The organism is uncultured Devosia sp., assembly GCF_964244875.1.
Lineage (GTDB): Bacteria > Pseudomonadota > Alphaproteobacteria > Rhizobiales > Devosiaceae > Devosia.
The window spans coordinates 158,753-172,304 of the sequence record NZ_CAXTKA010000002.1 but is presented as its reverse complement, the minus strand read 5'-3'; the positions used below and the strand labels follow the sequence as shown (position 1 = coordinate 172,304).

14 protein-coding genes, 1 tRNA gene and 1 pseudogene are annotated in these 13,552 nt (G+C 62.9%); 7 read left to right on the top strand and 9 right to left on the bottom strand.

Annotated features, from left to right (window positions below):
* Nucleotides 1–11: 11 nt before the first annotated feature.
* The 4 genes and pseudogenes from ACFE8X_RS03320 to ACFE8X_RS03305 all read right to left on the bottom strand — a co-directional run bounded on the left by ACFE8X_RS03320 (nt 12) and on the right by ACFE8X_RS03305 (nt 3,093).
* Nucleotides 12–1,214, bottom strand: coding sequence for an ABC transporter permease (locus tag ACFE8X_RS03320; protein WP_375450031.1), 1,203 nt, complete (start codon nt 1,212–1,214; stop codon nt 12–14).
* Nucleotides 1,211–1,648 carry a hypothetical protein gene (locus ACFE8X_RS03315; RefSeq protein WP_375450300.1) on the bottom strand — a complete coding sequence of 146 codons (438 nt, stop codon included), beginning with the start codon at nt 1,646–1,648 and terminating at the stop codon, nt 1,211–1,213. Before ACFE8X_RS03315 ends, ACFE8X_RS03320 begins: the two co-directional genes overlap by 4 nt.
* A 90-nt stretch (nt 1,649–1,738) precedes the next feature.
* Nucleotides 1,739–2,167 (bottom strand): annotated as a pseudogene (locus ACFE8X_RS03310) (ATP-binding cassette domain-containing protein); the annotation flags it as partial.
* A complete protein-coding gene (locus ACFE8X_RS03305; protein WP_375450030.1) occupies nt 2,164–3,093 on the bottom strand; it encodes a polyprenyl synthetase family protein in 930 nt (309 codons plus the stop codon). The gene ACFE8X_RS03305 and the pseudogene ACFE8X_RS03310, both read right to left, overlap by 4 nt.
* 155 nt (nt 3,094–3,248) lie before the next feature.
* Here ACFE8X_RS03305 and fni point away from each other — a divergent pair, with 155 nt between their 5' ends.
* Complete coding sequence (gene fni / locus ACFE8X_RS03300; protein WP_375450029.1) at nt 3,249–4,280, top strand: type 2 isopentenyl-diphosphate Delta-isomerase; 1,032 nt, start codon at nt 3,249–3,251, stop codon at nt 4,278–4,280.
* A gap of 274 nt (nt 4,281–4,554) precedes the next feature.
* Here the strand turns inward: fni and ACFE8X_RS03295 are convergent.
* A tRNA-Gly gene (locus tag ACFE8X_RS03295) sits at nt 4,555–4,628 on the bottom strand.
* A gap of 57 nt (nt 4,629–4,685) precedes the next feature.
* A complete protein-coding gene (locus ACFE8X_RS03290; protein ID WP_375450028.1) occupies nt 4,686–5,798 on the bottom strand; it encodes a 2'-deoxycytidine 5'-triphosphate deaminase in 1,113 nt (370 codons plus the stop codon).
* 213 nt (nt 5,799–6,011) lie between these two features.
* On the opposite strand from ACFE8X_RS03290, the gene metZ reads away from it, so the two are divergent.
* Nucleotides 6,012–7,220, top strand: coding sequence for an O-succinylhomoserine sulfhydrylase (gene metZ, locus ACFE8X_RS03285; RefSeq protein WP_375450027.1), 1,209 nt, complete (start codon nt 6,012–6,014; stop codon nt 7,218–7,220).
* Nucleotides 7,221–7,332: 112 nt separating this feature from the next.
* On the top strand, nt 7,333–8,142 hold the full coding sequence (locus ACFE8X_RS03280) for a transporter substrate-binding domain-containing protein (protein WP_375450026.1): 810 nt from the start codon (nt 7,333–7,335) through the stop codon (nt 8,140–8,142).
* A gap of 12 nt (nt 8,143–8,154) precedes the next feature.
* Here ACFE8X_RS03280 and ACFE8X_RS03275 read toward each other — a convergent pair whose 3' ends face one another.
* Entirely contained in the window at nt 8,155–8,568 is a 414-nt protein-coding gene (locus ACFE8X_RS03275; RefSeq protein WP_375450025.1) for a tellurite resistance TerB family protein, read from the bottom strand.
* 142 nt (nt 8,569–8,710) lie between these two features.
* On the opposite strand from ACFE8X_RS03275, the gene ACFE8X_RS03270 reads away from it, so the two are divergent.
* Together ACFE8X_RS03270 and ACFE8X_RS03265 are read left to right on the top strand one after the other, a co-directional pair.
* Nucleotides 8,711–10,324 carry a lysine--tRNA ligase gene (locus ACFE8X_RS03270; RefSeq protein WP_375450024.1) on the top strand — a complete coding sequence of 538 codons (1,614 nt, stop codon included), beginning with the start codon at nt 8,711–8,713 and terminating at the stop codon, nt 10,322–10,324.
* 131 nt (nt 10,325–10,455) lie between these two features.
* Complete coding sequence (locus ACFE8X_RS03265) at nt 10,456–10,824, top strand: GNAT family N-acetyltransferase (protein ID WP_375450023.1); 369 nt, start codon at nt 10,456–10,458, stop codon at nt 10,822–10,824.
* Between the two features lie 18 nt (nt 10,825–10,842).
* On the opposite strand, the gene aac(6') is transcribed toward ACFE8X_RS03265, so the two are convergent.
* Both aac(6') and ACFE8X_RS03255 read right to left on the bottom strand, forming a co-directional pair.
* Nucleotides 10,843–11,298: an aminoglycoside 6'-N-acetyltransferase gene (gene aac(6') / locus ACFE8X_RS03260; protein ID WP_375450022.1), complete on the bottom strand. Its 456-nt coding sequence runs from the start codon at nt 11,296–11,298 to the stop codon at nt 10,843–10,845.
* A gap of 1 nt (nt 11,299) precedes the next feature.
* Nucleotides 11,300–11,941, bottom strand: coding sequence for a helix-turn-helix transcriptional regulator (locus tag ACFE8X_RS03255; RefSeq protein ID WP_375450021.1), 642 nt, complete (start codon nt 11,939–11,941; stop codon nt 11,300–11,302).
* A 133-nt stretch (nt 11,942–12,074) separates the two neighbouring features.
* On the opposite strand from ACFE8X_RS03255, the gene ACFE8X_RS03250 reads away from it, so the two are divergent.
* A complete protein-coding gene (locus ACFE8X_RS03250; RefSeq protein ID WP_375450020.1) occupies nt 12,075–12,428 on the top strand; it encodes a DUF952 domain-containing protein in 354 nt (117 codons plus the stop codon).
* Complete coding sequence (locus ACFE8X_RS03245) at nt 12,425–13,534, top strand: quinone-dependent dihydroorotate dehydrogenase (protein ID WP_375450019.1); 1,110 nt, start codon at nt 12,425–12,427, stop codon at nt 13,532–13,534. Before ACFE8X_RS03250 ends, ACFE8X_RS03245 begins: the two co-directional genes overlap by 4 nt.
* Nucleotides 13,535–13,552 lie beyond the last annotated feature (18 nt).

The following is a 13,552-nucleotide window of genomic DNA, read 5'->3' as shown; positions in this document are numbered from 1 at the left end:
TTCGCGCTCCATCAGAGTCGCAGCCGCAGCCTCGAAACAACCAGTGCAACACCGACACTCGCTAAAGCCGCCGCTCCAAGCCCCGTGAGTTCAGGCACCAGGTCGGGCAGGGTCTCACCACGCCAGAGCACACCATGATAGGCTTCGATGGCCCAGGCATTGGGTGTGTACCAGCCCATATCCTGCAACCATGGCGGCATCATGAAGCGCGGCACCATCGATCCGCCGACCGCCGAGCACACGAGCACGACGAAGGTGGCCATGGTGTGGGCCTGCTGCTTGGTCGTGCAAATCGCCGCAACGGCCAGCCCGAGGCCCGCAGCCGCCATGGAGGCCGCCAGCGTGGCCAGCAACCAAAGACCGAGATGGGGCATCAGATCCACACCATAGACGATGGCGGCCACCACAAAAATGAGAGCGACCTGCACCACGCCCTGTCCCGTCAAGAACAGGAATTTACCGATCACGACGACATCGGTTCCGGCCGGGCCGACCGCGATGCGATCAACGATCCCCGATTTGCGCTCTTCGATCAACGTCGCTGCGCTTTGCATCGCCGAGAACAACAGAAACAAAATCGCCACCGCGCCCGCGTAATAGCTGACGGTGGCACCCGAACTTCTTTCCGGTCCGATTGTGCGCGCTTCTACAAGGCTCGCCTGCGTCTCTTGCTCTTGCCCGTTCGCCGCCAACTGCTCGATCGCACTCGCAAGGCGGGCCGATTGTTCAGGCGTGAAACCCCCGACAATCGAGTCGATTTCCGGCGCTGTTTGGGACAAGGCGAGATCCGGCATTTGCAGCCCGATCAGGCGTTGCACCTGACCCGACACGATGTCACCGGCGATCAGCTTGGCAGGATCCATGAGGATCAGCACCGGCGCCGAAGCGACGTCGCCCAGGTCTGCTTTGAGCACCAGCCCCACATCCGCTTCGCCTCTATCGACAAGCTTGGCCGCTTCTTCTTCGCTGTCCACGGTCTTGGGGAGGATGCGTAAGGATGGTTCGGCGCGCAACGCTGCTTCTAGTCGTCCGGCCAGTTGGGACGGCTCCGAAACGGCTATCGCCACCTGCGGGCGCATTTCGTCGCCGCTCGCGCCGGCAAAGATCGCGGCAAAGATGACGAAGATGGTCGGCGGCAGCACAAATGCCATAGCCAACGCCCCGCGGTCGCGCAGCAGGCCCAGGGACATCACCCGTACCAAAGCCCAGATCATGCTGCATGGTCTTGCAACGTGAGCGAAGCGCCGCGCGATAACAGAAGAAAAAGGCTGTCGAGCCCGGGTTCACGAAGCCGTATTTCGCGAATACCGAGTCCAACCCGCTCCAGCGCCCCCGAAAGTTCGGTCGCCGAGCGGTCCGATCCCTGGCCCATCATGGACCAGCTCAGATTGTTGCTCGTGCCCAAAAAGCCGGCGCGCTGCAACGTTTTGGTCTGCGCCGGCGTCGGTAGTTGGCGCAGTTCGATGATAATCTCGCGCTCACCGCCAAACGCTTCGGCAATCAAGGCGCGCGGGCTGCCCTGCGGCGCGATGACCCCATCCCGCAGGAAACCGACTCGGCCACAGAGCAATTCGGCCTGGTCGAGATCGTGCGTGGCCAACAGCACCCCCATGCCCGCATGGCTGAGCTGCTGGATGACCTGATGCAAGCCATTTCGCGCTTCCACATCGACGCCCACCGTCGGCTCATCGAGAATCAACAGGTCTGGCCGATGCAATATCGCGGCTGCGATATTGACGCGCCGCTTCCAGCCGCCGGAGAGGATTTCAACGCGATCACCCAGCCGCGAACCGATATCAGCCGCCTCGCTCGCCCAGTCGATAGCCGTCGCGGTTTGCATTCGACGCAGGCCCGACAGGCGCCCGAACACTTCGAGATTTTCCCGCACCGTCAGATGCGGGTAAAGCGCGATTTCCTGCGGTGCCAGCCCGATATGGCGCAGCGCCAGCCGGCTGACTGGCTGCCCAATGATCCAGATGCTGCCACTCCGCGGTCGGATGCGACCGCAAATCGTTTGGATCAAGGTGGTTTTGCCGGCCCCATTGGGGCCCAGGAGGCCGAAGATTTCGCCTTTGGCGACGCTGAGATCGAGACCACGCAGGACCTCGCGGCGGCCATAGCTGACATGCAGGTCCGCAACATGCAGCGATAACGCCGGTTCGCTCATTGCTCCTGGGCCCTTCGCGTTTCGAACAGACGCTGCATCAGTTCGCGGATTGGGGCGGCATCGACGCGACTGTCGACCAGCGCTTGCTCGGCCTTCGCCAGGTGTTCCTCGTAGCTCAATTGCGCCTTGCTGGTACCGAAAAGCGTTATCAGGGTCACCTTGTCGCCGTCCTTTTGCACGTCCTTGCCGATGTCGGCAGCCGAGGCGCTGCGGTCGAGCAGGTCATCGGCGGTCTGGAACGCCACGCCGAAGTGGCGGGCAAAGCGCCGGATCGCCTCGATGCGCTCGTCTTCCAAGCCGCGCAAAACGGCGCCCATCTCGGCTGCCGCGACGAACAGGATACCAGTCTTGAGCCAGTTGAGCTCTTCGATCTCGCTAACGCCCACCAAACCTTCACGGCCATTGACATCGAGTTCCTGGCCCGCCACCAGACCTTCCCACCCCACGGCATTGGACAAGATGCTCGTCAGCCGCACGCGTGTCGCTTCAGGGACATCCTCGAGCTCGGCAATGATGCCGAAAGCACGGCTGAGCAGTGCGATGGCCGACAAGATCGCGGTCGATTGCCCGAAGGCGATATGAGTGGCCGGCTGCTGTCGGCGCAATTGCGCATCGTCCATGCAGGGTAGGTCGTCCAGGATCAGCGAAGCCGTGTGAACCATTTCAACAGCACACCCTGCATCAAGCGCGGCGCGATGTTCCCCCGGTCCCGGTTCGGCGACCAGGAACAGCAACACCGGGCGCACCCGCTTGCTCTGGCCCAACAAGGCATGGCGAACGGCACGCTGCAGGTTGGGAGGCACGCCGGGAAGCGTCGCAACGAGCCGCTCGAGGTGCTGCTCCACAGCGTTACGAACCGCAGCGGCGTTGGCAGCGACACCGGGCTTAGAATTTCCCAAGTCGAATGAGGCAGTAGACAATGTCATCGGTCAGGGTCCCGTGTCGTCTAACCATAAACAGTGAACCGGAAGACAGTCCACACCGTAACAGTGGCGAAGTTTTGCTTGATGGCTCGTCAGCGTGCCACTCGGTGCTAGTGTGAAGTGCGGCCACCATATGGCTGGCCCACGAGGACAGTGATTTGCTGCAGGATCGCAAAAACGAACATCTGGACGTGGTTCTTGGCGGTCACGGCCGTTCCAGGGCGCAAACCGGTTTCGACCGGATAGCTTTCGAACATGTAGCCCTCCCCGAGCTCGATATGGACGATATCGACCTCAGTACGGTGTTTCTTGGCAAACGGATTAACGCGCCGCTGCTGGTCAGTTCCATGACGGGCGGTCCGGCCCGTGCTGCAGACATCAATCGCAATCTCGCTATCGCCTGCCAGGAACTGGGCGTTGCCCTCGCAGTCGGCTCGCAGCGCATCGCCATCGAGTCCCAGGAACTGTCCGGGCTGGGTGCCGAGTTGCGCCGCTACGCGCCCGACATCCCTCTGCTCGGCAATTTTGGTGCCGCCCAGCTCAACTTGGGCTTCGGTGTTGACGAGGCGCGACGCGCCGTGGAGATGATCGGCGCCGATGCACTTATCATTCACCTCAATCCACTACAGGAAGCAGTCCAGCCCGAGGGAGATCGCAACTGGGCCGGGCTATTGGCCAAGATCGAGAATTTAACTCTCAATCTGGGAGCGCCAGTGGTGATCAAGGAAGTCGGCACCGGAATTTCCTGCCGCATTGCCCGGCGCCTGCTCGATGTCGGCGTGTCCGCGATCGACGTCGCCGGGGCAGGGGGCACCAGTTGGGCGGCGGTCGAGGCCGAGCGTGCTCGCTCTCCGGAACAGGCAGCTATCGCCCGCGCCTTTGTTGACTGGGGCATTCCGACGGCGGAGGCAATCCGAACCGTACGCGCGGCCTGTCCGGAAGCGTTCATCATCGGCTCCGGCGGCATTCGCGACGGCCTGGACGTGGCCAAGGCTATCCGGCTTGGCTCCGACATCGTCGGCCAGGCGGCCGGCATCCTGGAAGCGGCGACGCGTTCTCCCGAGGCGGTGGTCAACGCCCTCTCGATCACCGCCGCCCAATTGCGCGTAGCATGCTTCTGCACGGGATCCTCAAACCTGTCAGCACTCGCCGATGCCCCTCTGCAGCAAACTGCCGGTACGCGACCTTGATCGCGACGACTGATGACGATGAACGCTGACGCTGCCGTCGTTATTTTGAGGGCGACGAGTAGATTTAACGCGGCGAATCTGACGAATTCTGATCGAGTGCCTTTCCTCATGGGCAAGACGACGTTAGCCTAGCGGATACGGTTATTCGAGATGGCCGGCACCAGCTCAGCCTCGACGAGCTGACTGCGGCAGCCGACCTAGTCGAGGCCGGCAACACCTTCGCCGGCGTTACCGACAAAATGATGTGTAAAATCAATCATTTACGTGATTTTTTTGGAGCGGGTGAACGGGATCGAACCGTCGTCGTAAGCTTGGGAAGCTTCTGCTCTGCCATTGAGCTACACCCGCGACCGGCCCTTGATGCGTTAAAAGCGCCGATGCGTCAAGCATCGCCTCTGCCACCCATTACGGCGCGTAGGGCCGGAAGTGCTTGGACAGCTTGAGCGTTTGCGCCTGGTAGTTCGAGCCCAGCGCCGACCCGTAAAGCCGGTCCGGCGGTTCGGCCAGTTTTTCGTAGATCAGCCGGCCGATGGTCTGGCCATGGCCGAGCAGGAACGGCACTTCGCGGCTGCGCACTTCCAGCACGGCGCGGCTGCCGGTGCCGCCGGCCGGCGAGTGCCCGAACCCCGGATCGAAAAACCCGGCATAATGCACGCGAAATTCCCCCACCAGCGGATCGAACGGCACCATTTCGGCGGCGTGGGTGGGCGGTACATGCACCGCCTCGTCGCTGACCAGGATGTAGAATTCGTCGGGGTCAAGGATCAGCTCGTCGCTGCCCCGATTGGTCAGCGGCTCCCAGAAGTCGAGCACGTCGAGCGCCGCCTTCTTGTCGACATCCACAACCGATGAATGCCGCTTGGACCGGAACCCGATCAGCCCGTTGCGCTCGGCCCCCTTGAGGTCGATCGACAGCGCCACCCCGTCCTCAACCGGCCGATTGTTGCCGAATACCAGCGTGTCCGAAGCATGCAGCGCCTGGTGTTCGACCACGCTCAATCTGGTATCGCCCGAGCGGAACCGCATCTGGCTCAGCCGCGATCCGGTGCGCACCAGAATGGGGAAGGTGCGCGGGCTGACCTCGAGGTAAAGCGGCCCGTGATAGCCGGCCGGCATCTGGTCGAACCCGCGCGCCCGGTCGCCGATGACGCGGGTGAAGACGTCCAGCCGCCCGGTCGAGCTCTTGGGATTGGCCGAGGCGCTGACCAGGTCGGGCAGGGCCAGGCTCTCCTGCAACGGCACCAGGTACACGCAGCCGCGCTCCAGCACGGCCCCGCCCGTGAGGTCAATCTGATGCAGCTTGAGCGCATCGATGCGCTCCGCCACCGAATGGCCGGGGCCGGGCAAAAAGCTGGAACGCACCCGAAATGCCGTATCGCCGAGTCGCAAGTCCAGGCTCGCCGGCTGCACCTGGTCCGGCTCGAACGCGCGCGTCGTTGCGATAGCCCCTTGCCGGTGCAATTGCTCGATCAGCCGAGCCGGGAAAATGCCCTGCGGCCAGGCCTGTTGCGTATTCATGGCGATCTGTCTCGCATGCCGATGCTTTCCCCTATCAATCCGTGCAATTGACGCCAAGCGGCAAATGGAATTACATCTCCACCAGTGGTGATTTGGCCGGTCTGGTTGCAGCCACTCAGAAACCGCAGCCGCGGTTTCGAAAAAATAACTTGCTAAGAGACCGTTGTAACCGGCCGCATCTTTGCGGGCCGGTTTTTTGTTTGAAGGCAGTCCATGTCCAAGGCCGACAATCCCCTCAACGACCCAGCCCGGCGCGCGCCCGCAACCCTTCTCGTCCATGGTGGCGACAAGCGGACGCAGTTTAACGAGACGTCCGAGGCGTTGTTTCTGACCTCCGGCTATAGCTATCCCAGCTCCAACCACGCCGAACGGCTGTTCAACAACGAGCTGCCCGGGGCGCACAATTATTCGCGCTTCGCCAATCCTACCGTGGATATTTTCCAGGAGCGCATGGCGCTGCTCGAAGGGGCCGAAGCCGCCCGCGCTTTCGCCAGCGGCATGGCCGCCGTCACCAATGCCGTGATGAGCCAGGTGCGCGCCGGCGATCACATCGTGGCCGCCCAAGCCCTGTTTGGCGGTTGCCGTTTCGTGGTCGAGGATTTCATGCCGCGCTGGGGCGTCGCCTCGACCCTGGTCGATGGCCGCGACCCGCAAAATTTTGCCCGCGCCATGCAGCCAAACACCAAGATCGTGTTCATCGAAACCCCGACCAATCCGACCCTGGAACTGGTCGATATCGCCGCCGTGGCGGATATCGCGCACGCCCATGGCGCCAAGCTGATCGTCGACAACGTCTTTGCGACCCCGCTCTACCAAAAGCCGCTGCAGCTGGGTGCCGATCTCGTCACCTATTCGGCCACCAAGCATATCGACGGGCAGGGCAGGGTGCTCGGCGGCGTCGTGCTGGGCAGCAAGGAACTGATCACCGGCGACGTGCATACGCTGTTGCGCCACACCGGCGCGACGTTGAGCGCCTTTAATGCCTGGGTGCTGCTCAAGGGGCTCGAAACCTTGCCGCTGCGCGTACGGCAAATGACCGAGAGCGCGGCGAAAATTGCCGAGGTCCTGGCCGATCATCCCAAGATCAACCGCGTCATCTATCCCCATCACCACTCGCATCCGCAATATGATCTGGCCCGGCGCCAGATGACGGCGGGCTCGACCCTGTTGGCCATTGACGTCAAGGGTGGCCAGGACGCCGCCTTCAAGCTGTCGGACGCTCTGGCGGTGATCCTGATTTCCAATAATCTGGGCGATGCCAAATCCATCATCACTCATCCGCGCACCACTACCCATCAGCGCCTGAGCGAGGAGGTCCGGCTGCAAACCGGCGTCACCCCCGGCCTGCTGCGCCTCTCGATCGGGCTGGAGGATGCCGATGATCTGATCGCGGATTTGTTGTACGGGCTGGATCAAATCTAGCCCGGTACCGCGACCGCGTGGTTCGGGGCTTGGCTATAGCTCGCCCCTCGCCATGACCAGCGAACTGGGCCATAACACCTCTGTTTTCACTTGCGGCAATGGCGTGCGGCCCATGCGTTTGATCATCGTGCTGATCGTGTTTATCGCCGGCGCCTTGCCTGCCTTCGCCCAGCCCATGCCCAATCATGTCGATCCGAGCGCGCGCGAGATCTTGCCCAACCTGGCTCCCGTGCCGGCCATCCGTTTTCTCACCACGGTCGATTTTCCGCCGTTCAACTTTCGTGATGCGGGAGGCGAGTTGATCGGCTTCAATATCGATCTGGCGCGCCGCGTCTGCGCCGAGGTCAATGTCGCCTGTACCGTCCAGGCCTGGCCCTGGGACCAGGTGTCCAATGCCTTGGTCGATAACCAGGGCGATGCCATGATCGCGGGGCTCGAAATGTCGCCCGCCACTGCTGCCAAGTTCGATTTTTCGGCCATCTACCTGGCGCTGCCGGGACGCTTCGTCACCCGTGCCGGCGACATTGCCGGCTTTTCCCCCGCGACCCTCGACGGCAAGATCGTTGCGGTCCGCGCCGGCTCCCGGCACGAGGATTTTCTCAAGCGCTACCTGCCGCAGGTGACCATTGCCGGTTTTCCCAGCGAGGCCGAAGCGCTCGCCGCCGTGCAGGCCAGCGCCGCCGCCGCATTTTTCGGCGATGCCATGCGGGCCTCGTTCTGGCTGAATGAAAATCTCAGCTGCTGCGGCTTTGCCAGCGAGCCCTATTTTCGGCCCGATCTGTTTGGCGAAGGACTGTCGATCGCGGTCCCCGCTGGCCACGATGCCGTCCGCCAGGCGATCGATTGGGCCCTGGTCAAGCTCAATGCCGAAGGCTCGCTCGATGAGCTCTATCTGCGCTGGTTTCCCGTCGGGTTTTATTGAGCCGGTGAATCTCTAGCGCGGCATCCGCCGGTGCCGGGCCCGGGCGGCAGTCTCGATGGCCGCCGTCACCAGCCGGTCCAGCTCCATCTTGTCGCGTACCAGTTCCAAAAACCGCAATTCCTCCTGCGTCAGTTGCAGGTCGACCGCGGTGATCTCCACCACCAGGGCATAGGCGGTGTCCTGCATCTTGACGGGCAGGGCGGCGATGGCGTCGTCCACCAATTGGTCCAGCCCGTGCGAGCCGTTGAGCGTGTCGATGCAGGCATTGGCAACCGCGGTGATCCGCCCCTTGTCGAAGCCCTCGAAGGCGGGCAACCGGCCCACCAGCGTTTCGATCCGGCGCAGTTCCCGCTCGCTCATGGCGTCGTCGGACGAGGCGGCAACGACCATCAACTGGATCAGCGCATCTTGGGCGGCAGTGGACATCAGGCGGTTCCTCTAGCAATGACGGCCGATACATAGGCACATCTGCCCAAACGGCAAGCGCCTGTCCCTGGCCGCGCCAACATTGACGCCCGCGTCCCGGAATGCAACACCAGCCCATCTGTTCCGCGAAAGGCCTGTCCCCGTGTCTGCTCCGCTCCCCCCGCTCGATCCTGCGTTTTTCGACGCTGCCCAAACCGCCCGCGCCTGGCCGTTTGAGGAAGCAAGGAAACTGGTGGCGCGGATCGAGAAAACCGGCAAGCGCGAAGTGCTGTTCGAAACCGGCTACGGCCCCTCGGGCCTGCCCCATATCGGCACCTTCGGCGAGGTGGCGCGCACCACCATGGTGCGCACCGCCTTCCGCCTGCTGACCCGCGATCAGGTGCCGACACGGCTGCTGTGCTTCTCCGATGATCTGGACGGCATGCGCAAGATTCCGGACAACGTGCCCTCCAAGACGGCGATGGAGCCGCATCTGCAAAAGCCGCTGAGCGCCGTGCCCGATCCGTGGACCAATGAGTTCGCCAGCTTCGGCGATCACAACAACGCCATGCTGCGCCGATTTCTCGACACGTTCGGTTTCGACTACGAGTTCGCCAGTGCCACCGATTATTATCGCTCGGGCAAGTTCGACGCCGTGCTGCTGCGCGCCGCCGAACGCTATGACGACATCATGAAGGTCATGCTGCCCTCGCTCGGCGCCGAGCGCCAGGCGACCTACAGCCCCTTCCTGCCGATCTCACCCATCAGCGGCCGCGTGCTCTACGTGCCGATGAAGGAGGTCAACGCCCTCGATGGCACCGTCACCTTCGCCGACGAAAATGGCCGCGACACGACGGTTCCCGTCACCGGCGGTCACGTCAAGATGCAGTGGAAGCCCGATTTCGGCATGCGCTGGGCGGCGCTCCAGGTCGATTTCGAGATGTTCGGCAAGGATCACCAGACCAATGCCCACATCTATGACAAGATTTGCGAAATCCTCGGCGGCAAGGCGCCCGAGCACTATGTGTTCGAGCTGTTCCTCGATGCCGAGGGCCAGAAGATTTCCAAGTCCAGGGGCAATGGCCTGACCATCGACGAATGGCTGACCTATGCCGGCAATGAGAGCCTGGGGCTTTACATGTTCAGCAAGCCGCGCACCGCCAAGCGGCTGCATTTCGACGTCATTCCCCGCGCCGTCGACGATTACTACAGCTTCGTTCGCAGCTTTCACGCCCAGACCGCCGCCGAGCAGCTCGAAAACCCCGCCTTCCACGTCCATTTCGGCGCTGTGCCGAATCCCGACGTGCCGCTGAGCTTTGCCCTGCTGCTGAACCTCGTTGCCACCGCCAATGCCGACGATACCGGCGTCCTATGGGGCTTCATCTCGCGCTACCTCAAGGGTGCCACCGCCGCAACCCACCCCGAGATCGACCGCCTGGCTGGCTACGCCGTGCGCTATTTCAACGACAAGGTAAAGCCCACCAAGACCTACCGCGCCCCCACCGACCAGGAACGCGCCGCCTTGGCCGACCTTGCCGCTCAGCTTGCTCCCCACGAAGGCTCCACCGACGCCGAAATGCTGCAGAACCTGGTGTTCGAAGTGGGCAAGGCCCACCACTTCGATCCCCTCCGTGCCTGGTTTGCCGCCGTCTACGAAGTCCTGCTTGGCCAAACCCAAGGCCCCCGCTTTGGCTCCTTCATCGCGCTCTACGGCGTCGCCGAAACCCGCAAGCTGATCGATACCGCGCTGGCCGGAAACCTGCTGAAGGCCGAATAGTGCTACCGGACCGGCCCGAACCGACAGGCATCCTAGTCAGGACTGCTGTCCGGGCCGATCTGCCGGCGCTCGCCGAACTCTGGTTCGCATTCGAGACCTGGCTCAACGCGCTTGAGGTTGAGCCCTAACCAGTGGACCAGGCCAAGTTCGGACGTTTTGAGGCCATGGCTTTCGCAGAGAGCCCTGCTTGTTCCGTTCTTCTCGCTGAGCTCGATGGCCGGGCCATCGGCTATCTCGTTCACTATTGGGGCGTCTGGATGGACGATATGGCTCCGTGCCTGCACATTGCCGACCTCTTCGTCCACCCCGATGCGCATCGCCACGGCATCGGTCGCGCGTTGATGAACCGTGCAACGGAGATTGCCCGCGCCTCCGGCGCTGTTCACATGTTTTGGACTGTTTGGCGCGAGAATCTGGGTGCTCAGGATTTCTACAAACGTTTGGGCGCAGAACTGTTTGAAGAAGAGCGGCTGATGAAATTGGCGGTCCGAGCCCGGTAACGCAAGCCCCGCATGGATTCAGCCGACCAGCTTGCGAAAATAGACCACCCGCTGAGTCTCTTCAAAGCCGAGGCCCTGATGCATGAGCTGGCTGTCGATATTTCCGATGGGGGCGTCGGAAGCCAATTCTGTGCATCCCTGCGACCGCGTCCATTCGGCGATATGCTGCAAAAGCTGCCGGGCGATTCCCTGCCGCCGGAACTCTGCCCTGACGTAGATTCCTTCCAGAAATCCCACCGGAGAGGTGTCGCACCCGTTCACGTAATCGCGGCGAATGGCGGCTTCGGCGAAGCCCAAAGCGTCACCGTTCGAGTTGCGCGCGATCAGGTTGAGGGTGTCCGAGTATGCTTCGAGCAGTTGGTTGACTTCGATCTGGTGATCGGCGGAGTCTGTACCGGGCCACAGTTCCTCACGCATAATAGCCCAGTCGGGCACATCGTGCCGACCGGCGGTCTCTATGAGTATCCTCCCCATCCTATTGGCTCGCCCAGATAATCCGGGCCATCCAGTCCACCTCGCTCATATCCAGAATCCGCGGTTCATACGCCGGATTGAGCGAGTGCAACTCGATCTGCTTGATGCTTTGGCGCGCCAGGATTTTGGCCATCACCTCGCCGTCGCGCGTCTTGACCACCACCCGATCGCCCCGTCGCACCTGCTGGGTCGGGGAGACCACCACCCTGTCGCCCTCCCGATACAGCGGCTCCATCGAATCGCCGTGAATTTCCAGCGCGTAAATCCCTGCATCGCCCGCTGTCGGCAAGGCGATCTCATCCCAGCCTTGCCCGACGGGAAAACCGGCCCCATCGAAAAAACCGCCCGATCCGGCCTGCGCCAGCCCCAGTAGCGGCACGGTTCCTATGATGGAACTATCGGACAATTGCAGGAAGGCGCCCGTACCGTTGAGAAAACTGTCAAAGCTTTCGCCTGTCGCCTCGAGAACTTTGGCAATGCTTTCGGTCGATGGCCAGCGCTCCCGCCCATCCTTGCTGACCCGCTTGGACACGTTGAACGCCGTCGCGTCCAGTCCCGCCAGCTTGGCCAGGGCCGAAACGGAATGGCCCTGCCGCCGCGCCAGCGCATCGATACCCTCCCAGATGGCTCTGTGTGACAGCATGATTGGTCGATCTGAACAGGAAAGAAGTCTTACATACGGAATACTATCCTAATTATCAATATAGTTTCTTCTTGTAAAGCCACGCTCGGGCTTCGTCTTGCGTGCCCGTCGGCGCGCCGTTAGGGTCCGCGCCATGCCCGATCCCAACCTGATCTACAAGATCGCCACCCTGGCCCTCTATGCTCCCGCACGCGACGGCACCGTTTTTGCCGGCATGCCGATCGATGCCGCCGACGGCTATCTGCACCTGTCCACGGCAACCCAATTGCCCGATACCCTGCGCCTGCATTTCGCCGGCCAGTCAGACCTCGTCCTGCTGGCCGTGCGCGCGGCGGACTTGGGCGACAAGCTGGTCTGGGAGCCATCGCGGGGCGGTCAGTTATTTCCCCACTACTACGGCGGGCTGCCCACCAGCGCGATTGCCTGGGAAGCCCCGCTCAGCGTTACCGCCGATGGCCGTTGCACGCTGCCGGACGCCGTTCGATGATCCTGGCCCCGCTTTCCCCCCTGCTGCGCCTGCCGTTGCTGCAGGGCGTCAGCCAGCAGGCCTTGCTGCAGATGGATGCCGAAACCGCCCACGGCGCCACCATCACCGCTCTGCGGCTGGGCCTGGCGCCGCAACAAAGTCATCCCGATGCGCCCGAATTGCGCACTGCCTTATGCGGGCTGGATCTGGCCAATCCCGTGGGCATGGCTGCCGGCTTCGACAAGAACGCCGAAGTGCCGCGTCCCCTGGCGCAAATGGGCTTTGGCATGGTCGAAATCGGCACTGTGACGCCGCGCCCGCAATCGGGCAACCCCAAGCCGCGCCTGTTCCGCATCATGGGTGCCCACGGCGTCGTCAACCGCATGGGCTTCAACAATCAGGGCCATGACGCCGTTTTCGCGCGCCTCAAGGACTTGCGCGTGCCCGCCGCGCTCGGCGTCAATATCGGCGCCAACAAGGACAGTGACGACTTCGTCGCCGATTATGTCCTGGGTGTCCGCCGCTTTGCCGAACTGGCCGATTACCTGACTGTCAATGTTTCCTCGCCCAACACCCCCGGCCTGCGCAACCTGCAGGGCGACGAGGCGCTGCGGCGCCTGCTCGGCGAAGTGCTATCGGCCCGCGCCAGGGCAAAAACCCGCGTGCCGGTATTTCTCAAGATCGCGCCCGACCTGGATGAAACGGCGCTCGACGCCATCGCTGCCGTGATCCTCGCCACGGACCTCGATGGCCTCATTGTCTCCAACACCACCATTGCGCGCGATACCGTCGCCGGCCTGCCCAACGCCAGCGAGGCGGGCGGGCTGTCCGGCCGTCCCCTGTTTAATCTCTCCACCCGGCGCCTGGCCCAGACCCGCTTGCGTGTCGGCGACCGCCCCATCATCGGCGTCGGCGGCATTCACTCCCCTCAGAGCGCCTTGGCCAAGCTCCAGGCCGGCGCCAACGCCATCCAGCTATATTCGGCGCTGGTGTTCGGCGGCCTCGACCTGCTCGATCGCATCAAGCGCGGCCTGACCGCCGCCGTCCGCGCCGAGGGCAAAACCAATATCGCCCAACTTGTCGGCAACCGCACCGCCGACTGGGCGGCAGGTAAGGCCCAGCTCTAAATCGACTGACGTCGCGAC